Annotated in this window: 23 protein-coding genes and 1 pseudogene; 9 read left to right on the top strand and 15 right to left on the bottom strand. The window is 64.3% G+C overall.

Annotation, left to right across the window (positions count from 1 at the left end; translation table 11 throughout):
• Positions 1–36: 36 nt before the first annotated feature.
• Genes AC1DYL_RS02900 through AC1DYL_RS02885 form a run of 4 tightly spaced genes read left to right on the top strand, consistent with a single transcriptional unit; the run spans position 37 to position 4,319 of the window.
• Complete coding sequence (locus AC1DYL_RS02900) at positions 37–1,593, top strand: sugar ABC transporter ATP-binding protein (protein ID WP_477171999.1); 1,557 nt, start codon at positions 37–39, stop codon at positions 1,591–1,593.
• A complete protein-coding gene (locus tag AC1DYL_RS02895; RefSeq protein WP_477148535.1) occupies positions 1,590–2,594 on the top strand; it encodes an ABC transporter permease in 1,005 nt (334 codons plus the stop codon). The genes AC1DYL_RS02900 and AC1DYL_RS02895 overlap by 4 nt, the downstream gene beginning before the upstream one ends.
• On the top strand, positions 2,591–3,568 hold the full coding sequence (yjfF, locus tag AC1DYL_RS02890) for a galactofuranose ABC transporter, permease protein YjfF (protein WP_477148536.1): 978 nt from the start codon (positions 2,591–2,593) through the stop codon (positions 3,566–3,568). The genes AC1DYL_RS02895 and yjfF overlap by 4 nt, the downstream gene beginning before the upstream one ends.
• A 1-nt stretch (position 3,569) precedes the next feature.
• Complete coding sequence (locus AC1DYL_RS02885) at positions 3,570–4,319, top strand: FadR/GntR family transcriptional regulator (RefSeq protein ID WP_477171998.1); 750 nt, start codon at positions 3,570–3,572, stop codon at positions 4,317–4,319.
• Between the two features lie 30 nt (positions 4,320–4,349).
• Here the strand turns inward: AC1DYL_RS02885 and AC1DYL_RS02880 are convergent, their stop codons facing one another.
• The 4 genes from AC1DYL_RS02880 to AC1DYL_RS02865 form a co-directional block, all read right to left on the bottom strand.
• Positions 4,350–5,624: an L-fuconate dehydratase gene (locus AC1DYL_RS02880; RefSeq protein ID WP_477171997.1), complete on the bottom strand. Its 1,275-nt coding sequence runs from the start codon at positions 5,622–5,624 to the stop codon at positions 4,350–4,352.
• 68 nt (positions 5,625–5,692) lie between these two features.
• Positions 5,693–6,631, bottom strand: a complete 939-nt coding sequence (locus AC1DYL_RS02875; protein WP_477171996.1) for a substrate-binding domain-containing protein — start codon at positions 6,629–6,631, stop codon at positions 5,693–5,695.
• A 99-nt stretch (positions 6,632–6,730) separates the two neighbouring features.
• Positions 6,731–7,735, bottom strand: coding sequence for an ABC transporter permease (locus tag AC1DYL_RS02870; protein WP_477171995.1), 1,005 nt, complete (start codon positions 7,733–7,735; stop codon positions 6,731–6,733).
• On the bottom strand, positions 7,735–9,240 hold the full coding sequence (locus tag AC1DYL_RS02865) for a sugar ABC transporter ATP-binding protein (RefSeq protein WP_477172030.1): 1,506 nt from the start codon (positions 9,238–9,240) through the stop codon (positions 7,735–7,737). The genes AC1DYL_RS02870 and AC1DYL_RS02865 overlap by 1 nt, the downstream gene beginning before the upstream one ends.
• A gap of 227 nt (positions 9,241–9,467) precedes the next feature.
• Here AC1DYL_RS02865 and AC1DYL_RS02860 point away from each other — a divergent pair, with 227 nt between their 5' ends.
• Entirely contained in the window at positions 9,468–10,163 is a 696-nt protein-coding gene (locus AC1DYL_RS02860) for a FadR/GntR family transcriptional regulator (RefSeq protein ID WP_477171994.1), read from the top strand.
• Between the two features lie 114 nt (positions 10,164–10,277).
• Here AC1DYL_RS02860 and AC1DYL_RS02855 read toward each other — a convergent pair whose 3' ends face one another.
• Positions 10,278–11,123 (bottom strand): LytTR family DNA-binding domain-containing protein, encoded by an 846-nt coding sequence (locus tag AC1DYL_RS02855; RefSeq protein WP_477171993.1) that lies wholly within the window; start codon positions 11,121–11,123, stop codon positions 10,278–10,280.
• 133 nt (positions 11,124–11,256) lie between these two features.
• Here AC1DYL_RS02855 and AC1DYL_RS02850 point away from each other — a divergent pair, with 133 nt between their 5' ends.
• Positions 11,257–12,462 carry an acyltransferase family protein gene (locus AC1DYL_RS02850; protein WP_477171992.1) on the top strand — a complete coding sequence of 402 codons (1,206 nt, stop codon included), beginning with the start codon at positions 11,257–11,259 and terminating at the stop codon, positions 12,460–12,462.
• 182 nt (positions 12,463–12,644) lie between these two features.
• Positions 12,645–13,127 carry a nuclear transport factor 2 family protein gene (locus tag AC1DYL_RS02845; protein ID WP_477171991.1) on the top strand — a complete coding sequence of 161 codons (483 nt, stop codon included), beginning with the start codon at positions 12,645–12,647 and terminating at the stop codon, positions 13,125–13,127.
• A 121-nt stretch (positions 13,128–13,248) separates the two neighbouring features.
• Here AC1DYL_RS02845 and AC1DYL_RS02840 read toward each other — a convergent pair whose 3' ends face one another.
• Entirely contained in the window at positions 13,249–13,593 is a 345-nt protein-coding gene (locus tag AC1DYL_RS02840) for a zinc-binding dehydrogenase (protein WP_477171990.1), read from the bottom strand.
• Positions 13,594–13,596: 3 nt separating this feature from the next.
• Between AC1DYL_RS02840 and AC1DYL_RS02835 the strand changes: the two genes are divergently transcribed.
• On the top strand, positions 13,597–13,857 hold the full coding sequence (locus AC1DYL_RS02835; protein WP_477171989.1) for a hypothetical protein: 261 nt from the start codon (positions 13,597–13,599) through the stop codon (positions 13,855–13,857).
• 77 nt (positions 13,858–13,934) lie between these two features.
• Here the strand turns inward: AC1DYL_RS02835 and AC1DYL_RS02830 are convergent, their stop codons facing one another.
• From AC1DYL_RS02830 to AC1DYL_RS02810, 5 genes are all read right to left on the bottom strand, one after another.
• Positions 13,935–14,447 carry a DUF2867 domain-containing protein gene (locus AC1DYL_RS02830; protein WP_477171988.1) on the bottom strand — a complete coding sequence of 171 codons (513 nt, stop codon included), beginning with the start codon at positions 14,445–14,447 and terminating at the stop codon, positions 13,935–13,937.
• 139 nt (positions 14,448–14,586) lie between these two features.
• A complete protein-coding gene (locus tag AC1DYL_RS02825) occupies positions 14,587–15,273 on the bottom strand; it encodes a zinc-dependent alcohol dehydrogenase family protein (RefSeq protein WP_477171987.1) in 687 nt (228 codons plus the stop codon).
• Positions 15,216–15,419 (bottom strand): alcohol dehydrogenase catalytic domain-containing protein, encoded by a 204-nt coding sequence (locus AC1DYL_RS02820; RefSeq protein ID WP_477171986.1) that lies wholly within the window; start codon positions 15,417–15,419, stop codon positions 15,216–15,218. Before AC1DYL_RS02820 ends, AC1DYL_RS02825 begins: the two co-directional genes overlap by 58 nt.
• Complete coding sequence (locus AC1DYL_RS02815) at positions 15,419–16,315, bottom strand: aminoglycoside phosphotransferase family protein (RefSeq protein ID WP_477171985.1); 897 nt, start codon at positions 16,313–16,315, stop codon at positions 15,419–15,421. The genes AC1DYL_RS02820 and AC1DYL_RS02815 overlap by 1 nt, the downstream gene beginning before the upstream one ends.
• Before the next feature lie 49 nt (positions 16,316–16,364).
• The gene (locus AC1DYL_RS02810) at positions 16,365–16,958 is read right to left on the bottom strand and encodes a TetR/AcrR family transcriptional regulator (protein ID WP_477172029.1); all 594 of its coding nucleotides are present in this window, start codon (positions 16,956–16,958) and stop codon (positions 16,365–16,367) included.
• An 87-nt stretch (positions 16,959–17,045) separates the two neighbouring features.
• On the opposite strand from AC1DYL_RS02810, the gene AC1DYL_RS02805 reads away from it, so the two are divergent.
• Positions 17,046–17,330, top strand: a complete 285-nt coding sequence (locus AC1DYL_RS02805) for a SelT/SelW/SelH family protein (protein ID WP_477171984.1) — start codon at positions 17,046–17,048, stop codon at positions 17,328–17,330.
• A 58-nt stretch (positions 17,331–17,388) separates the two neighbouring features.
• Here AC1DYL_RS02805 and AC1DYL_RS02800 read toward each other — a convergent pair whose 3' ends face one another.
• From AC1DYL_RS02800 to AC1DYL_RS02785, 4 genes and pseudogenes are all read right to left on the bottom strand, one after another.
• A complete protein-coding gene (locus tag AC1DYL_RS02800) occupies positions 17,389–17,790 on the bottom strand; it encodes a RidA family protein (RefSeq protein ID WP_477148552.1) in 402 nt (133 codons plus the stop codon).
• Positions 17,791–17,841: 51 nt separating this feature from the next.
• A complete protein-coding gene (locus tag AC1DYL_RS02795; protein WP_477171983.1) occupies positions 17,842–18,804 on the bottom strand; it encodes an alpha/beta fold hydrolase in 963 nt (320 codons plus the stop codon).
• Between the two features lie 147 nt (positions 18,805–18,951).
• Positions 18,952–19,794, bottom strand: a complete 843-nt coding sequence (locus AC1DYL_RS02790; RefSeq protein ID WP_477171982.1) for a helix-turn-helix domain-containing protein — start codon at positions 19,792–19,794, stop codon at positions 18,952–18,954.
• Positions 19,795–20,074: 280 nt separating this feature from the next.
• A pseudogene (locus AC1DYL_RS02785) lies at positions 20,075–20,458 on the bottom strand (allophanate hydrolase-related protein); the annotation flags it as partial.
• Between the last annotated feature and the right edge of the window lie 15 nt (positions 20,459–20,473).

The raw sequence follows: 20,473 nt of genomic DNA, 5'->3' as shown, positions 1-20,473 counted from the left end.
CGCGCCTCGCCGGCKGCGGCCGGCGAGGCGTCGCCCATGTCGGGAGCATGGGTGGCACGCGACCGGGGGGATGAAGTGCAGCAGACGGCCTTCAGAATGGAGGCGCGCGCGGTTTCCAAGATTTTCGGGAACCACACGGCGCTCGACGCAGTCGATTTCGGCCTCTTGCCGGGCGAGGTGCATGCGCTCCTGGGCGAGAACGGCGCCGGTAAGTCGACCCTCATCAAGATCCTAACCGGCGCCCACAAGCCGGATGGCGGCGAGGTACTGGTCGACGGCGCCCCGGTGACGCTTCACAGCCCGCTGCATTCCCAATCCTTTGGCATCGGCACGGTGTACCAGGAAGTGAACCTGCTGCCGAACCGATCGGTGGCGGAGAACCTTTTCCTCGGCCATCAGCCGATCCGCTTCGGGCTTGTCGACCGCCGCAAGATGCTGCGCGACGCGCGCAGCCTGCTCAAGCGCTACGACCTCAATATCGACCCGGCGACCGAACTGGGCAGCCATTCGGTGGCGGTGCAGCAGATCGTCGCCATCGCCCGCGCCGTCCAGCTCTCCGGCAAGGTCCTCATTCTCGACGAACCCACCGCCAGCCTCGACCGCAACGAGGTCGAGCGGCTGTTCGAAGTCATCACGAGCCTCAAGAAAGACGGGCTCGCCATCGTCTTCATCACCCACTTCCTCGACCAGGTCTTTGCCGTCGCCGATCGCGTGACGATCCTGCGTAACGGCCGGCTGGTCGAGACGCGCCCGCTCAACGAGCTGACCCGTACCGACGTCGTTCGCAAGATGCTGGGCAAGGACGTGGCGTTCTCCGGTTCGACCAGCATCGAAGCCGAGCGCCCCGCGACCGAGGTCCTCATCCAGTATGAGGGCTACGGCAGGAAGCGCAGCGTGCAGCCGTTTTCGCTGACCATCCACAAGGGCGAAGTGATCGGCGTTGCTGGGCTGCTCGGATCGGGCCGCACCGAGATGGCGCGCGCCATGTTCGGCATCGACGCCGCCGACGAAGGCTCGGTCTCGATCAACGGCAAGCGGGTCGATATCCGCAACCCCAGCGACGCCATCGCCAAGGGGTTCGGCTTCTGCCCCGAGGATCGTAAGGCGCAGGGCATTTTCGGCGATTTGAGCGTGCGCGAGAATATCGCCATTGCGCTGCAGGGCAAGCTGGGCTGGTTCAGCGCCCTCAGCCGTGACGAGCAGTTCGAGCTCGCCGGCAAGTTCGGCGAAGCCATGGACATCCGTGCCGCCTCGCTCGAAATGGCGGTGAAGCTGCTTTCGGGTGGCAACCAGCAGAAGGTGATCCTCGCCCGCTGGCTCGCCACCGACCCGGCGTTCCTGATCCTTGACGAGCCTACTCGCGGCATCGACGTGGGCGCCCACGCCGAGATCGTCCGCACCATCAACCGGCTGCGCGACGACGGGCTGGCGCTGGTGGTGATCTCGTCCGAACTCGACGAAGTGGTGGCCTATTCGTCGCGCATCGTGGTGATGCGGGACCGGGAAATGGTGGCAGAACTTCGTGGCGCGAACATCAATCCCGGCGTCATCGTCCAGGCGATCGCGGCGCACAACGACGAGGCCGCAGCATGAAGAGCCTGGCGCTTGGCCGATTCATCAACGCCCAGACCCTCGCACTCGCGGGCGTGCTGATCCTCAACTGGCTGCTCTTCCCCGGTTTCTTCCGCATCGACTGGCAGGACGGGCGCCTGTTCGGCAGCCTGATCGACGTGCTCAACCGCGGCGCCCCGGTTGCCATTCTCGCCATCGGCATGACGGCGGTGATTGCGACCAAAGGCGTCGACCTGTCCGTGGGCGCAGTGATGGCGATGACCGGCGCCGTGGCCGCGACGCTCGTCGTCAATGGTTACCCGGCCCCCATTGCCATCGGCGCCGCACTTGGTGTTGGCCTGCTGTGCGGGCTCTGGAACGGCGTGCTCGTCGCCTTGCTCGACATCCAGCCGATCATCGCCACCCTCGTGCTGATGGTTGCCGGCCGCGGCCTCGCGCAGCTCATCACCGAAGGCTCGATCGTCACCTTTTCCGATCCGGCGCTGATCTTCGTCGGCACTGGTTCCTTTGTTGGGCTGCCGATGCCGGTCGTGATCGCCTTGGCGCTGCTGGTTATCGTCACCTTCGCGGTGCGCAAGACTGCCATCGGACTGTTCATCGAGGCGGTCGGCGTCAACCGTTCGGCGGCGACTCTCGCCGGTATCCGCAGCCGGTTGCTGCTGCTGATGGTCTATGGGCTCAGCGGCTTCTGCGCTGGCATCGCTGGCATCATCGTTGCGGCCGATATCCGTGGCGCCGACGCCAACAATGCCGGGCTCTGGCTCGAGCTCGACGCCATCCTTGCCGTGGTCATCGGCGGCACTTCGCTGCTCGGTGGGCGGTTCTCGCTCGTCATGTCGGTGATCGGAGCGCTAATCATCCAGGCGATGAACACCGGCATCCTCGTTTCGGGCTTCCCGCCAGAGTTCAACCTCGTGGTGAAGGCCGGGATGATCAGCCTGATCCTCGTCATCCAGTCGCCCTTGGCCGGGCGCGCCGTCGGCTGGTACCGGCAGCGCATTTCCAAGGGATCGGCCCGATGAACCGCAGCCTCCGACCGCTACTTGCGACCGTCATCATCTTCGCCATCGCCTACGCCCTCGCGGTCGCCCAGTTCCCGGGCATGTTGTCGACCCGCGTGCTCGGCAATTTCCTCACGGACAATGCCTTCCTCGGCATCACCGCGGTGGGCATGACCTTCGTCATCCTCTCGGGCGGCATCGACCTCTCGGTCGGCGCGGTGATCGGCTTCACCGGCGTGCTCGTCGCAGTGCTGATCAGCTGGTTCGGCGTGCATCCGCTGGTTGCCTTTGCCATCGCCATTGCGGTGGCTGCGGCGTTCGGGGCCTTGATGGGCCTTGCGGTGCACTACCTGCAGGTCCCGGCCTTCATCGTGACGCTCGCCGGCATGTTCCTCGCGCGCGGTGGCGCCTCGGTGATCACGCAGGACTCCGTGCCGATCAACCACGAGTTCTACGACCTGCTCTCGTCGCTCTATTTCAAGCTGCCGGGTGGCGGGCGGTTGAGTTTCATCGGGCTGCTGATGGTCGCTGTCTTTGCGATCGGCGCGATCCTCGCGCACCGCACCCGGTTCGGTTCCTACGTCTTCGCGCTCGGCGGCAACACCACCTCAGCCTCGCTGATGGGCGTGCCGGTCGCCCGCACGACGGTGCAGATCTACATGCTGTCGAGCGTGCTCGCGAGTTTGGCGGGAATCGTATTCTCGCTATATACCTCCGCGGGTTATCCGCTGGCTGCGGCGGGGGTCGAGCTCGATGCGATCGGGGCGGTGGTTATCGGCGGCACGCTGTTGACCGGCGGCTATGGCTTCGTGCTCGGCACGTTCGTAGGTGTGATGCTGCTGGGCCTGGTCCAGACCTACATCATCTTCGACGGCACCCTTTCGAGCTGGTGGACCAAGATCGTCATCGGCGCGCTGCTGTTCCTCTTCATCGTGCTGCAGCGCCTGGTATTCGCCGCCTCGGCACGGGGAGATAAGTCGCCCCAGAAAGCGTAGCATGAGCGAACCAGGCAGCCTCATTCGCTCGATCGGTGGGCGGCTGGCTGCGCGGAACTACCATACGTTCGTCATCAACGAGATCGGTCTGGGCATCGTTACGGGCCGGTTTCCGGTGGGTTCCATCCTACCGAGCGACGCTGCGATGATGGAGCGCTACGGTGTGTCCCGAACGGTGCTGCGTGAGGCGCTGCGAACGCTCGAGGCCAAGGGCCTCGTGGAAGCACGACCCAAGGTGGGCACTCGCGTCACGCCTCAGACGCATTGGAATTTCTTCGATCAGCAAGTCCTCGCGTGGCACTTCGAGGCGGAGCCGGCCCCTGGGTTCCATAAGGGGCTGTTCGACATCAGGCTCGCCCTCGAGAGCAGGGCGGCTGAGCTTGCCTGCCAGAAGCGCACCGCCGAGCACGTCCGTCTCATGAAATACTGGGTGCATCAGATGGAGATCGCCGCCGACAGCGTCGAGTCTCACGCGCTGGCCAACCTCGAAATCCATCGGATCATCGCCGAAGCGTCCGGCAACCAGTTGCTCCGTTCGGCCCTGGGCCTCGTGGAGCTGACCGTGGCCCTTGCGGCGGCGATTGACGATGACGATACGCGCGCGGCGGTTACCGCCGTTCACGCCGAGCTAGTCGATGCAATTGAGGCCGGCGACGCTGCTCGGTCGGCTGACAGCATGCGGCAAGTGGTCGGCACCGAACTGACGCTGGTAGAGGGCAGGGGGCTCGCAGCATCCGCCACAAGCGCCTGACTTCGGAAGGCCCGCCCAATGCGCGCGCGTTCACTTCGAGAATGAGTTTTCCGCGATCGAGGCGGGTTTCATCTCGATGGAGAAGCCCGGCAGCTTCGGCGGCATGTAGGCAGCTTTGTCGATCACGCAGGGATCGATGAAGTGCTCGTGCAGGTGGTCGACATACTCGATCACCCGACCCGTCTTGGTGCCCGAGACGGCCAGGTAGTCGATCATCGAGAGGTGCTGCACGTATTCGCAGAGGCCAACGCCGCCGGCGTGGGGCCAGACCGGGAGGCCGTATTTGGCGGCCATCAGGAGGACCGACAGCACCTCGTTGAGGCCGCCGATGCGGCAGGCGTCGATCTGGACGATGTCGATGGCGCCGCGGGTGATGAACTGCTTGAACAGGATGCGGTTCTGGCACATCTCGCCGGTCGCCACCTTCACCGGGGCGATGGCTTCGCGGATCTTGCGGTGACCCTCGACGTCGTCGGGGCTGGTCGGTTCCTCGATGAAATAGGGGTTGAAGCGCTTGAGCTCGTTGACCCAATGGATTGCCTGGTCGACCTCCCACACCTGGTTGGCGTCGATCATCAGGTAGCGGTCAGGGCCCATGATCGAGCGGACGATTTCGAGCCGGCGGATATCGTCGGCCAGATCACGGCCGACCTTCATCTTGATGTGCGAGAAACCGGCCTCCACCGCCTCGGTGGCGAGCCGCGTCAGCTTCTCGTTCGAATAGCCGAGCCAGCCTGCGGAGGTGGTGTAACAGGGGTAGCCGTTCGCTTCGAGTTCGGCGATGCGCTCAGCCTTGCCAGCCTCGGCCTTCCTGAAGATGGCGAGCGCCTCGTCGGGCGTGATGGCGTCGGTCAGATAGCGGAAGTCGATGATCGAGACGAGCTGTTCGGGCGTCATCTCGGCGACGTAGCGCCAGACGGGTTTGTTGGCGCGCTTGGCGAGGAGGTCCCACACGGCGTTGACCACGGCGCCGGTCGCGAGGTGCATCGCGCCCTTGTCGGGGCCGATCCAGCGCAGCTGGCTGTCGCCGGTCACGTGGCGCCAGAAGCGGCCGGGGTTCTCCGCGATCCAGTCGAGTTCGAGGCCGATGACGCGCTCGCGCAGTGCCTCGATCGCTGCCACCACCACCTCGTTGCCGCGGCCGATAGTGAAGGTGAGGCCGTGACCTTCGAGCGGCCCGTCGGTGCCTAGCACCACATAGGCCGCGGAGTAATCGGGATCGGGGTTCATCGCATCCGAGCCGTCGAGTGAGGCCGACGTCGGAAAGCGGAGGTCGTGGGTGCTGAGCGTGGTGATCTTGGTCATGGCAGCAAGCCGGAAAGTGATAAATGAAATGGGGTGCCGGGCAGGCGAGCCTGCCCGGCGGAGGGAGATCAGTCGTAGAGAACGGCGGCGATTTCCGGCGCGTCCATGTTGGTCTTGTCGTACCAGAAGAAGCCGGTGTCGATGACCTTGGGCAGGGTCTCGCCCTTCAGGGCCGCGATGGCAGCCTTGACGGTCTCGTAGCCGATGCCGACCGGGTTCTGGGTGATGGCGCCGGCCATCGAACCATCGAGGATGGCGGCTTTCTGGGCAGCGCCCGAGTCATAGCCGATCACGACGATGTTGGAGCTGAGCTCCTTCTTGCCGTTGAGCACGCCGAGAGCCGAACCTTCATTGGCGCCGAAGATGCCCTTGAGGTCTGGGTTGGCGAGCAGGATCGACTTGGTGATTTCGGTCGACTGCAGCTGGTCGCCGGCGCCGTACTGCACCGAGACGACTTCGATCTTGGGGTACTTTGCCTTGATCTGCTCGGTGAAGCCCTTGACGCGGTCGATGCCGGTGCGGCTGGTCTGGTCGTGGGCAACCACGGCAACCTTGCCTTCGCCGCCGATCAGTTCAGCCATCTTGTCGGCAGCCAGCGCGGCCGCGGCTACGTTGTCGGTGGTGGCGGTGGTCAGCGGGATGTCGCTATCGACGCCGGAGTCGAAGGCGATGACCGGGATGCCGGCATCCTTGGCCTGCTGCAGTAGCGGGGTCGCAGCCTGGCTGTCGAGCGCGGCAAAGCCGATGGCCGATGGCTTGCGGGCGATGGCCGCGGACAGCATGTCCATCTGCTTGTCGACCTGGGCTTCGGTATCGGGACCTTCGAAGGTCACCTTGGCGTTGAATTCAGCGCCGGCCTTGTCGGCACCGGCCTTCACGGCCTGCCAGAACTGATGCTGGAAGCCCTTGGAGATAAGGGCGATGTCATATTCCTGCGCCTGCGCCGGAACAGCGGCGGCGAGAAGTGCAAGAGCGCCGACGGCGCCGAGCAGAGTACGTCTAAGCATATGGGTGTCCTCCCGGTTTGACTTCGTTGTCGTGGCGGCGTTGTTCGCCGTCTCCGTTATTGGCACCGACCCTGGCGTCGGTGCAGGCAAAGCCGGCGCCTAAAGTTTGCGGCGCCGCAGAATGTCGGCATAGACGGCCAGAATGATGATCGAGCCGGTAACCACGGTCTGCCATTCCTGCGCCACCGACAGGATGCGGAGGCCATTGGCGAGAACCGAAATGATAAGCGCACCGATCAGCGTACCGAGCACGGTGCCGCGGCCGCCCGAGAGCGAAGTGCCGCCGATCACCACCGCCGCGATGGCGTCGAGTTCGTAGCCCTGCCCGAGCGCCGGCTGCGCCGAGTTGAGGCGCGAGGCGATTAGCAGGCCGGCAATGCCACAGACGGCGCCGGCGGAGGCGTAGACGGCGATCTTCCAGCGATCGACATTGACGCCCGAGAGGCGCACTGCCTCTTCGTTAGAACCGAGCGCGAAGGTGTAGCGGCCGAGCGCGGTGCGGGTGAGGACGAAGCTCGCGATGACCGCCACGACAAACAGGATCAAGACGCCGTTCGGAATGGGCATCACCGGCACGACCGAACCAACGATCGACCCGAGCGAGATCTGGTTGAAGCCCGGCGTTGCGTTGAAATAGATCGGCTTGGTGCCCGAGATCACCAGCGACAGGCCCTTGAGGATGAGCATCATGCCGAGCGTGGTGATGAACGGCGGCACCTTGAGCTTGGCGATCACCGTGCCAGAAACGAGGCCGCTGAAGGTGCCGGCAAGGATTGCGCCGAGGATGCCCACCGGTAGCGGCAGGCCCCAGTAGGTGAGGACGACGCCGGCGACGACCGCGCAGAAGGTCATCAGCGTGCCGACGCTCAGGTCGATGCCGCCGGTGATGATCACCAGCGTCGCGGCGATGGCGAGCACGCCGTTGACCGAGGTCGCCTGCAGGATGGCGAGGATATTGGCCGTCTGCAGGAAATTGGGCGAGGCCAGCGAGAAGACGACCAGCAGCGCCAGCAGGCCGGAAAAAGCCAGCAGCTTATGATAAGCGCCTGAGCCGCGAATACTGGCGAGAAGTCCGGGTTTGGCTGCCGTTTCGGTCATCGCCATTATGCCACCTTGCTGTTCGGTTCCGGCGCCATCGCGCTTTCGCGCTGTGTGGCGAGCCGCATGATCTCTTCCTGGCTGGCGCCGCCCGGCAGGACGCCGGTGAGCCGGCCCTCGCACATCACCGCGATGCGGTGGCTGAGACGCAGGATTTCGGGCAGTTCGGACGAGATAACGATGATCGCCCGGCCCTGTGCGGCGAGCGAATTCAGGAGCTTGTAGATCTCGGACTTGGCGCCGACGTCGATGCCGCGCGTCGGCTCGTCGAAGATCAGGATTTCGCAGTCGCGCAGCAGCCATTTGGCGATGACCACCTTCTGCTGGTTGCCGCCCGAGAGCAGGCGCGCCTCCTGCGTGTCCGAAGGGGTCTTGATGGACAGCTGCTTGATGAAGCGCTCGGCTACCTGCCGCATCTCGCCATCGCGGACGATGCCGCCGGGGCCGATGAAGCGCGACAGCGAGGCCAGCGCGATATTGTTGCGGACGTCGAGCCCGGTGGCGAGGCCGAACTGCTTGCGGTCCTCGGAGAGATAACCGATGCCGGCCCGCACCGCGTCCTGCGGGCGCCGGATCTCGACCTTCTTGCCATGCACAAGGACTTCGCCCGCCTCGACCGGGTCGGCGCCGAAGATGGCGCGGGCGACTTCGGTGCGGCCGGCGCCCATCAGGCCGGCGAGACCGAGGATTTCACCCTTCCGCACGGAGAAGCCGACATCGCGGATTTCCTTACCGCGGCGGAGACCACGGACCTCGAGCGCGATCTCGGCCGTGCTGGTGTCGGGGATGACCAGTGCCTCGTCGGTCAGCTTGCGGCCCACCATCATCGAGATGATGGTCTCGATCGGCGTGTCGGCAGCGGGAACCGTGCCCACATGCTCGCCGTCGCGCATCACCGTCACCCGGTCCGAGATGCGTTTGATCTCGTCCATCTTGTGCGAGATGTAGATGATGCCGACGCCGTCGGCCTTCAGCCGAGCGATGATGGTGAAGAGCTCGGCGATCTCGCTCTCGGTCAATGCCGCGGTCGGCTCGTCCATGATCAGGACGCGCGAGCGGTAGGAGAGCGCCTTGGCGATCTCGACCATCTGCTGCTTGGCGATGGTGAGGCTTTCGACCGGCACCCGAGGATCGAGCGCCAGGTTCATCGACTTGAAGATGGCTGCCGCATCGGCGTTGAGCTTTTGCTCATCGAGCAACAGGCCTTTGCGCGGCTCGCGGCCAATGAAAATGTTCTGCGCTGCCGTCAGGTCGCGCATCAGCGCCAGTTCCTGATGGATGATGCCGATGCCGAGCTTTTGCGCCTCGCGCGGCCCGGCGATCTCCACCGGCTTGCCATCGACGCGGATTTCGCCGGCATCGCGCTGGTAAATGCCCGACAGGATCTTCATCAGCGTCGACTTGCCGGCGCCGTTCTCGCCCATCAGGGCGTGCACTTCGCCCGCAAAGAGCGAAAACTGGGCATCCGACAACGCTCGCACGCCCGGGAACGACTTGTCGATCCCGCTCATCTCGACGAGCGGAACCGAGGGGTCGTCATAGGTGGGGAGGCGTCGAGACGCCTGCTCCTCAGTACGCAACTGTCCCCTCCCAGGCCGCGCGTTTCCGTGTTAGGCGTATCAGATGGCAAGGCAGACTAGCTGTCAAGTGGCTAGACCAGTGACCACCTTGGGATGAGTTGCTATGCATGACGAGTTCGCTAGCATCAGAGGCCAGGGGCGACGGCGGTAGGGGTGATATGATCAGGCTTGAGGCTGTCTCAAATCGCAAACTGTACATCCAGATCGCTGATCAGATTCGCGACCAGATTCTGGCTGGCGAGGTCAAACCAGGAGAGCAACTGCCGTCGGAGCGCGACTTGGCCGCAAACCTCGGGGTCTCGCGTCCAACGGTGCGCGAAGCGCTGATCGCGTTGGAGGTCGCTGGCCTGGTCGAAATACGGGTGGGAGTTGGCGCCTTCGTCCGCAGGTTGAAGAAGACCCAGAAAGGCTTGCCGGAACAGAGCCGCTCTCCGATCGAGATCATGACCGTACGACGGCTGCTGGAGCCCGAGGCAACGACGCTCGCCTGCCAGAATATCGATGTGGCGGGAAAAGAGCGGTTGCAAGCAGTCATAGCTCGGATGAGATCCGAAGCGAGCGAAGGCGTGTGGTCGACGGAAACGGACCGCGCCTTGCATATGACCATCGCGGACTACGCTCAAAACTCCGTACTCCGAGAAGTACTCGATCAGCTCTGGTCGATGAGAGCGGAAGCTGTCGACAGCCGTTTCCACCAGCATCTCGCCGATATCGAGGAGGTGCGAGAGCACATCCTCACCGATCACGAACGCATCGTGGATTGCATCGTCAAAGCCGATTCAAAGGGCGCACGCGCTGCGATGAACGAGCACCTCGACTTCGTGTCCAAGACGATGCTCGATTCGTGGGAATAGCCTGCCCCGGTGCGGCGCCGGCGGTCCACCGTCAGAGACAAGCCTCAGCTGCTGCCCACGCAGCAGGTAGACTCGTGTCTAGTCGCGCGAGCCGATGGTCGTGACCGGCGGCTGCTATTTCAGCGCGTCCCGATACCGGCGCGAGCCTCGTAACTCCGTTCCGTCCAGCATGCGGATGATGACATCGCCGTCCCCGGTAGGAACTACCTCGCGAACCTTCTCGCGGTTGATCAGGCGCGAGCGGTGCACACGTGCCACCGGCGCCCTCGCTTCGGCCAATTGCTGTTCCAGCGCGGCGAGGCTGGTGCGTACGAGGTGGGTGACGCCCTTGGCACGAATCTCGACATAGTTGCCTGCCGCCTCGGCCCAATCCAGCGACGTCGCATGCAGGAAAACCGTACGCCCACCGGATTTCAGCGTCAGTTGGCCAGTGTCACGGGCATCGCGGCGCGCCACCGCAGTCTCCCGCCTCGCCAGTTCTAGCCCGCGGGTGAGCGACAGGAAGAGGATGATGACCGCGTAGGGCAACAGGTCTTTGCGATACTCGTAGAGCATGTCGGTCAGCGGCTCGCCCAGAAGGGTGTAGGGCTGGCCAAGAGCGCCGAAGACCAGCGTCCGGAGCAGCCACAGGCCTCCGATATGCGCCCCGGCAAACATGATGCTTCCGAGCAGGTGCCAACCCAGCACACGCGGCCAGCTGTCGGCCGCGAACGGGAAGCGCCGCTCGAACCAAGCCACCGCCGGCACGAGCAGAAACAGGACGATGATACTGCTGCCCTCGAGTATCCAAGGCTCATGCGCGTCATATGGGACGCCGGCCCGCTCGGCTTCGGTAATCAGCGTCAGCGCGTTGATCACGGCCACTGCCGTGAAGAAAAGCGATGCGATTGCCCAGACGCGCATCACTACCCGGCGGTCGATCGCTTGTTCGTCGGCGCGCTCCGCCGAAAGCTCCGTCATTGCTCCCCCATCGCCGCCGCGCGTCCCCGGTACCCGCCACTCGTCCCGCCGGGCCGGCACTCGTCCCTCGGCGATTGGCGGGTCTGACTTACCCACCTAGCCCTACCGGTCTCGCTCACACAAGGAGACCGGCATGACCCCCGCCCATTCGCCCGACATGCGCCGCTACGACATCGATTGGCTGCGCATCATCGCCTTCGGCTTTCTCATCTTCTACCACATCGGAATGTTCTACGTGACCTGGGACTGGCACGCGAAGAGCCCCTTCGTTTCGCACGCCCTGGAGCCGCTCATGCGGCTCGTCGCGCCCTGGCGCTTACCGCTGCTGTTCTTCATCTCGGGGGTGGCTTTGAAGTTCGTTATGGACAAGCTGCCGGCCCGCCGACTGCTGCCGCAGCGACTCGCAAGGCTGGGGATCCCGATCCTCTTCGGCTTTTTTGTCTTCGTGACACCGCAGGCGTACTACGAACTCCTCGCCAAGGGGGAAATCGGGCCGGACTACCTCGCATTCTGGTGGCAGTACCTTGATTTCGACTTCGAGTTCTCGATCATCACCCCGACATACAACCACCTGTGGTACGTCGTTTATATCCTGCTCTACACGCTGCTCCTCGCGCCGCTCAGGCCAGTACTGGAGTGGCTGCGCCGCCCATTCGACCGCCTCTATGCAGGCCGGACCGGCGTGCCCCTTCTGCTGCTGCCGGTCGTCCCTTTCGTCGCCTACGATGCGCTTCTGAGCGATGCCTTTCCGGTGACCGATGCGATCGTGGACGATTGGTTCAACCACGCCAACTCGCTGACCATGCTGGTATTCGGCTATCTCGCAGCCAAGAGCCCGCCCTTCTGGCAGGCCATCGATCGGGCATGGCACCAGGCCCTCGCACTCGCGCTGACACTCGGCGCGGTGCGACTGGCAGCGTCGCTATCAACTCCGGCGATCGGCCTTTGGGAGGGGGTTCAGAGCTTGGTGAGGATCGCCTATTGCTGGGCCACGATCGCAGCCCTGCTCGGATACGCCCAGCGCCATCTCAATCGGACTAGCCCGGCTTTGCGCTACCTGAGCGAGGCGGTCTTTCCCTACTACATCCTGCACCAGACCCTGATTGTCTGTCTCGGCGTCTGGGCTGCGGGCCTGCCACTCTGGGCGGAGGCCTCAGTCATCGTGCTGGGCACGATCGCCGGATGTGCCATCGGGTACGAGGTCGTGCGCCGTGTCGCCGTATTGAGGCCGCTCTTCGGCCTGTCGCTGCGGCCTCGACCCGCTGCTACCCCAACCTTGCCGCCGCCGGCTGCCGCGGTGCCACTGGCGGGCGTCCAAGTGCTCCAGGAAGAGAGCTGACGAGGCGGGCTGCGATGGCTCAGGCACAATTCGCTTGCGAGGCGCGGTAGCGTGAGCCAACCTGCCCTTGGTCGATGCCGCTTGCCGGCCCTGCTGATCTCAGATCGACCATTCCCCCAACATCGCAATCGAACCGCATCTGGCGCACGCCATGGCGGCAGTTCACCCTTGAGGAGAGCCTTATGGCCATTCGTTCCGATTCCGACGTCTCCATTCGCCTCGAACGGCTCGAGGATTTGCAGGCGATCAACCGCCTCTTCACCGACTACGGACATTACCTAGATGAACGGGACTGGCCGAAGCTTGCGGCACTCTTCGCTGAGGACGGCGAAGTGATCCTCGAGCCGTTAGGGCGCGCGACGGGACCGAGTGCAATTCGCAGCCTGCTTGAAGGGGGGCTCAGCAGCGAGCGGGGCCGAACGTTCCACATCATTTCCAACCCGCTGGTTACGCTCACTGGCGAGAGCGCCGAAACCAATGTCAGTTGGGCAATGATCGTTCGCCATGCGGACGACCGCCCGACGCTCGCTGCCTTCGGGCGGCATCGCGACAGGCTGGTCAAAGTCGGCGGCAGGTGGAAATTCCAGCGGCGGGAGGGTCTGACGGAGATACCCACGACCATGCCGACCTCGCTCGCGAACCACCGGGCTGCGGAACGGCAATAGCGCCGGCTTTTGCCGCGATGCAGATGGCGTAATCGGAGGGGCGCTCTACGGAATGGGCGGCGAGAGCCAGCCTGTGATCAAGGTGGCCAGGCTTTGCGCCGCGCGAACGGGCGACGCCAGTTCAGAGCTTCAACCCCAGCTTGCCGACGCTGGAGCGGCCGGCCAACTCCGAGAGGGCTTTCGGCCCCTCAGCGAGTTCGTAGATGGTTGGCTGGACGGGCGATAACACGCCACTTGCGATGAGCCTGAACAGCTCGCCCATGACCTCGCCGAACATCTGCGGAGCGGCCCGGATCAGCATACCCATGTTGAAGCCGACGACCTGGACCTGATGCTTGTAGACGAGGTCCCAATTGCTGAGCGATGCCTCGCCGGCGGGCAGGCCCGTGACGATGACGCGCCCGGTGACGCGCCGCGCGGCTGCATGCTGGTCCTCGCGGCACCGACGGGCGCCGTGGAAAATCACCCCGTGCGGGAACTTCTGGCGGGGGCTCGCCGGGCGCAGTTCAACGAGATCAGGGAGCGGCTCGTCCGAGGCATCGGCGACGGCGACCTTGCCGTCTCGACTGACAGCCTCGACGCCATCGCCCGCTACTACACCACTGTGATGCACGGCCTATCGATGCAGGCTCGCGACGGTGCCAGCCGGGCCGAACTCGAGCCCGTCATCACCCTCGCCATGGGCGCATGGACGACTCTGGCGTCAGCTGCTGCCCCCGTCGGATCGTGACCGACTGGGCTGCGCCCCTCGGTTGGCGACAAGAAGCAGGATGCCGGCGATCACCCCCGGGATTCCGGAAGAGTAGGTCAGGCCGCCACGATGCCTGCTCGTGCCGCGTTGGCCAGGCAGCGCGCCACGATGATGCGGTGGAATGGATAGACCGCCGCAAGGTAGGCGCGACCCAAACCATTGTGCGGTCGCACCCAGGTGCTGATGGCGACGAGGTCGTCGTGCACCGACCGCAGGATCGAGACGCGAAAGTCGAGATGCTTGTCGTTGGCCCCCAGGACCACCTCATCCGGCGTCGCCGAGTGCACCTCAAAAATGCCGGCATAGCTGCAGCTGACGATTTCCTCGCGGGTCGGAGGACGCAAATCCTCGGGCCCGCCGGTCTTTAGACCCAGGGGCGCAACCAGTGCGTTGCGGAGCCCCAGTAAAGCCATGACCCATCCGGGCATATGAAAGAACGTGGCGATCGTCAGATCGGCGGCGTCGGGGGCGGGATGCGGCAGCGGCACCGACTGCCCATCGAGGAAATCGCCCTCGGCAAAATAGCGGCGCAGCGCGCCGTCGGTGGGATAAGCAAAGTCCTGGGCCATGGCGTCGTCCTCGCTTGGAGAGCCTCAGGATAGGCGTTGGGCAAGCCGAAACCCTGCGCGACGGTGTCGCACGGGGGAGCGGATTGACGCAGTTGGTGCGGCCCGCCAGCGGAGGTTCCGCGCTCGTCGATCGTGTCCTTCAGGCGACGCCGATCACAACCTTGCCAAATGGTCCGCGCCGCTGGTGCTCGAACGCCTTGCGTGCCGCTTCGAACGGGTAGACGGCATCGATCACCGGCCTGATGCCCAGCGCCTCGATTGCCGTGTTCATGCGCTCGAACTGCCGCTGGGAGCCTGTGGCGATCCCTTGGAGCGTGATGCGGTTGCGCGTGAGCGTCGGCGTTGGCAACGTCACCTCGGCGCCCGCAAGCTGGCCGATGAGGGACACTCGCCCGTCGGCCGCTGCCGTCTCGATCGACTGCCGCAGATTGGCGCCGCCGATCAGCTCCAGCACATGGTCGACGCCGCGCCCGCCGGTGAGCGATCGCACCTCGGCGGTCCAGTTGGGTGTCGCGCTGGTATCGACCCCGAGCTTTGCCCCGAGCGCCCGCGTGCGTTCGAGCTTGTCGGCGTGGCGGGACAGCACGATTGGCACCTGTCCGAAGGCCAGCGCGAATTGCAGCGCAAATAACGCCACGCCGCCGGTTCCTTCGATAAGCACAGTCGTGCCCGGCTGCGACTGACCGGACTCGACCAATGCGGACCAGGCGGTGAGCGCCGCGATCGGCAAGGTCGCGGCTTCGTGGTCACTGAGAGAGGCCGGTGCCATTACCGCGGCGTCCTCGCCGAACACCACATGGCGTGCCAGCACCCCGGGCAGCGACACCCCAGCGTCTGCTTGTGCAACACCGGCGGCGCATCACCATCGGGCCAATCGGCAACTACCTGTCCCAAGACGCGATCGCCGACGCGGAAACGCGTCACTTCGGGCCCGAGTGCCACCACCTCGCCGACGGCGTCCGACGCTGGCATCAGATCTCCGGATCGTCGAGGATGCGAGAGAGCGTGCTGCGCCCAAGTGCGCTCATTGCTGGGTTGGTGCTGCGGTAGTACCAGACTAGGCCCATGGCCTGCTGAAAGGCCCATGCCGCTCCGCGCTTCCACTCGACGTCGCTTGATCCAAGATGAGTGCGGACGATTTCGCGCTGCTTGCGATCAAGGAGATGCCACGCGGCGACAAGATCCAAGGCCGGATCGGCCGGTCCGAAGCTGCCGGTGTCGAGGACGCCCACAAGGCGGTCCCCACGCACGAGGAGGTTCGCCGGAATAAGATCCCGGTGGCTCATGACGTCGGGCCCGGCTGGCGGTAACTGACGCAGCCGAGCCCAGATGCGACTGAGCCGAGGCACGTCCATATGACCCTCGCTGTTCTCGAAACAGGTCGACATCCAGTCGTCGTGGTCGGGAAGACTGCCACCCCTACCTTGGCCATCAAAACGGCGGCCATGTGGGTTCACGGCGCGCAGCGACGCGATCAGGTTGGCAATGTCGAGCGCGAAGGTCGCTGAAGCAGCAAGCCGATCCGGCGTGGCGACATCGCCTTCGATCCAAGTCTGTATCGCCCAAGGCAACGGATAGAGCGGGCCGGGCTGACCAAGCCCGATCGAGCGAGGGCAGGCAAACGGAGAATGCGCCGCAAATTCCATCATCGCGGCGGTTTCGCTGCGCAGCATGTCGGCGCATCCGACCGGATCCGTGGCGCGCAGGGGGAACCTTGCCGCTACACTCGATCCAATCCTGAAGGTCGCATTGACCGTGCCAACGGCGCCAACCTGCTCGATCCGCTCGTCGCGATACTCCGGGAACTGATCGAAGACCATCTGGCGAACGATATCGGTATCGATGTGCAACTGGTCCGAGTGCATCATGGTGTCACCTTCCAGTTCCTCGCTGAATACCGAGACGACAAGATCGCGACTACGACGTCCGCGGACCGAAAACCGTAGCGAAAGCGATATCCTTGAACCGCCTCAGCGGCGCGTCCGAACGCTCCACTTTCATGCGCATGATCGCCCCTTCCCAGGAGGCAAGCAGAAACTCCGCCAGATCCTGGGGAGCGAACTTGCTGTCAATTTCACCGGCTGACTGAGCCTCTGCGATGCATTCGGCAAAGGGTTGCAGCCACTCCTGGTAGATCCCGATGAGATGCTGTCGCAGCGCTTCGCTCTCCTGGACGACTTCCAGGCTGAAGTCTCCAATCAAGCATCCCCTCGCATAGCCATCGGCAGCGAGCCGATCCGAGATGAGGTCCAGGTACCGTCGCAGTCGCTCGCGTGGTGCAAGATCGCCATTGAGGAGGGACTCGGCGATCCGCTCCCGGATCGAGGCGAAGTAGAGGTTCAGAACCTCAGCCGCGAAATCCTCTTTCGATCGGAAGTGGTTCGTGAACGAGCCCTGGGGAACCCCGGCCTCGCCCACGACATCCCTCACACCGGCGCCGTGATAGCCCTGGCGGAACATCACGGTCAGGCCAGCAGCGATAATCTTGTTCTTGGCGGATGGTTTGGGCATGTCATCCAAAATACGTACGACCGTATTGAAGTCAAGGTTCTCTGATGTTAATACGGTCGTCCGTATTGAACTGGTATGGAGGAACGGATGATCGCAGATGTTGAGCATGCAGCCGGCAACGGAACAGCGAGAGCCGAACGCCAAGAGCAGGTCACGATCACCTATTGTGTGCCGTGCGGCTATGAGAGCCGCGCCAAGAGGGCCGCGGAGAGTTTAGCCGATGAACTCGGCCTTCTCGCGGAGCTGAACCCTGGAAAAGGCGGCGTCTTCCAAGTCGCGGTAGCGGGTCAGGTGGTGACAGCGCGACGCAAGGGGTACTTTCCCGACGATGCCGACATTGTGCAGGCGGTACGCGAAGCTCTGCACGGCTAGACTCGCTTGCCGCGACCGGGTTGCGCCGGTCGCGGCATGGGTTCTCGTCGCGTCCTGATCAGGACAAGACGGCCGTCGCTTCGATCTCGATGAGGTAGTCGGGATTGGCCAGTTGCGAGACAATCGCCGTTGTCACGGTCGGCGGGTTCTTCAGCTTGCCGGCGCGTGCCATCCAGGCGCCGAAACCAGCCTTGAGGTCGGCGTCGTCGCGCAGGAGAAGGCCGACGCGGACAAGATTTTCAAGCTTGCCTCCCGCGGCTTCCAGCACCGTGATGAGGTTGTCGACCGCCTGGGTCGTCTGCGCCGCGGTGTCTCCCTTGCCGACGACTTCACCCTTCTCGTCGACTGCATTCTGCCCGCCGATGATCAGTGTCGCCGCGCCAGCGGGGATAATGATCCCCTGCGAGAAGGCAGGGTTCTTGTGCATGCCTTTGGGGTTGATGTGCTCGAGCTTTGCCATTTGCGTTTTCTCCGTTCTTGAGTATTTGGCGATGACGTAACGGCGAGTGCCTTAGCTGCTGGCAGCCTCACCGAGGAAGAACCACTCGATTGCCGGGGCGAGAACGTCTGGCGCGGCGTTGTGCATCTGCCCCTCGAGCGTCTTGTGCTCAGCATCCGGAAGGACGTCCACCAGCCCGCGAGCCGAGTTCCGGATCCACTGGGGGCTCGCTCCGCCGTCCATCACCAGCGTGGGCACTGTGGCGCTCGCCCATTCCTCAGCCTGCAGTGGCTTGCCGGCCATGCCGTCGCCAAGCACGGCGATGTCGTAGAGCAGGGTGTGCGCCACGGCCTCGAGCGCCGGCCATGATGGGTCGCTCTTCATCTTGGCAACCACTTCGGCCGGCGCGAGCACCAAGTCTGTCGTCCAGTACTCCACTGCCTCCCCGCGGCGATCGGCTGCGATCAACTCGTTGATGTGAGTGACATAGTCCTCAGGCGGCGGCGGACGGCTGTCGTCAGTGATGAACGGTGGCTCGTACAGCGATAGCTTCTGGACCTTGGTGGGAAGCCACGCTGTTGTCTTAAGGGCAAGGACGGCACCAGAAGACTGGCCATGGACAAAGGCCGTCCCACCGGCTTCGTCAATGATGGCCTCGAGATCTTCGATCTCCCGCTCAACCGCGTACGGCGCCGTGTCCCCACTATCGCCTCGGCCTCGGCGATCGTAGCTGAAAACCGTGAAGTGTGGCGCGAGGAGCTTGGCCACCGGCGCCCACGCCGAGCGCTCGCTGAGGGCGCCGCCGACGAGGACAAGCGCCGGCCCGTCACCGGATCGATCGAAGGCGATGCGAGTCCCGTCTTTCGACGTCACGGTGTTTGCGTCCACGCTCGCCTCCTCGGCCGATACCTGGCGCACCATTGATGCAGTGCAAATGACGGCGCCCGCTAAACCGTTCCAGATGAACTGCCGCCTGCTCAACAAGCGTGCCGACGCGCGACCGATCGCGGTCCCAAGCGGGGTTGGCGTATCCATGTCTGGCTCCTAACAGCTGAGTTGCACCGAGCCTGCGGGGGGAGATCGCGGCGGGCGAACTGGCGCGTTTGCTTGGCCTCGGCGGCGAACCGCTGGCCGTCCAAACCCCACGATAGGATTTCCGTGGGGAACACCGCTTGTACAAATTTAACCGGCGGGGAGCATCCACGGGACCATCGCGTGGTCAGGCCGCTCGGCGTAAACCGATCGCCGCTGCTGGAGGTAGGCCGTGGGATTGAGCTCGGCGAAGGCAGTGAAGTCTCGGCTGAAGTGGGACTGGTCGAAATAGTCGCTGTCGTGAGCGAGGGTCGTCCAGCGGACCGGCTCGGTCACGTCGATGCTCTCGAGTGCGTGCTGGAACCGGCAAAGCCGGGCAAGCTCTCTTGGTGTGCAGCCCACCACGCGATTGAACAGCGTGATAAGGTGCTTATGGCTGACACCGACTTCGCCGCAGAGTTCGCTGATCCTCGCCCCGCCGTGCCGCCGCGCGATACGTCCTGCAACGTGGTCCACGATTCGCGCCGCGTCCGGCTGTTCACTGAGCCGCGCCAGCAGCACTTCTTCGAGCAGCGCAAATCGTCGTTCGGGGGTTGCCGCCTCGTAGAGACGTTCGCGGATCTCGGAGGCGGCGCTACCCCATATGGCGTCGAGCGACACCACGCGATTGTGCATCTCGGACAACGGTACGCCGAAGAAGGCGTAGGCCCCGCCGGGCCGGAAACTTACACCTAGAAATTCGGTCTGCGCAGGCCACTCCACCAGGTGGCGCCGGTTCCAGATACCCAGACACCAGCTTTCGGTGCAGACGGAAATCACCGGACCCTCCGAGCGCTCACGGACGCGCCAAGGGTCGCCGAAGTTGAACTTGAGATCAGTCGACGCCGTTGGGAAAATTCCGTCGCGTCGGTAGGGCATCGACCCCCGCGCCACATAGAAGAAGTTGACATAGCCCCGCAGCGGTGGCGCGACGGCGTGCAAGATAAAGGTCATGCGACTACCTCTATTGTCGAGGATCAGCGCTTCCTGACCAGGCCGGCTGGAAAGCACTCAACACACACTGCAACGCTCCGGCTGGCGTTCGGTGCCAACAATTCAGCGGCGATGGCGTGCTTGCATTGGTCTCGCGATGCCTCGCGGGCCTCTCAAGTACCTGGAGTCGGTCGTTTGCCTGTGCCCGCGGTGCCCCTTGACCACGCAACGCCCTTGCGGGCGGCCAATCCATCGCGCAGGCACTCCAGAAGCCAGGCAATGGTGGTGAAGATGGAGCCTCTCATCGCGACTTCTCCTGCAAGAATGCACGCCAGCCGCCGAAGCGGGTGATCTCCTCGGCACCGGCAATGGCGTGGGCCTCGCAGAGGAAGCCGGAGACCGAGCTGCCGTCGTCGAGCGATACCTTGCCGATGCCGAGCGGCGACGGGATCTTTGCCACGAAGCGGCCGAAGGCGTCGGCGGGCAGGGCCCAGACCTCGACCTCGAGGCCGGGACCGGCATAGCCAGGCTCGCGCACCAGGCCCGGCTTGGGCGGGGTGGTGTTGGGCAGCGCGTAGAGCCGATAGTCGCCGGCCGTGCGGCCGCGCTTGATCAACTGCCCGCCGGGACCGGTGAGTTCATGGTTGAGAGGCAGGCCGCTCAGGTGTGCGCCCACCACGACAATTGGCAAGAGTGCGTC

This window comes from Devosia sp. P1_H9, assembly GCF_056405135.1.
The sequence above is the reverse complement of the archived record's forward strand: the minus strand, read 5'-3'. Positions and strand labels throughout refer to the sequence as shown.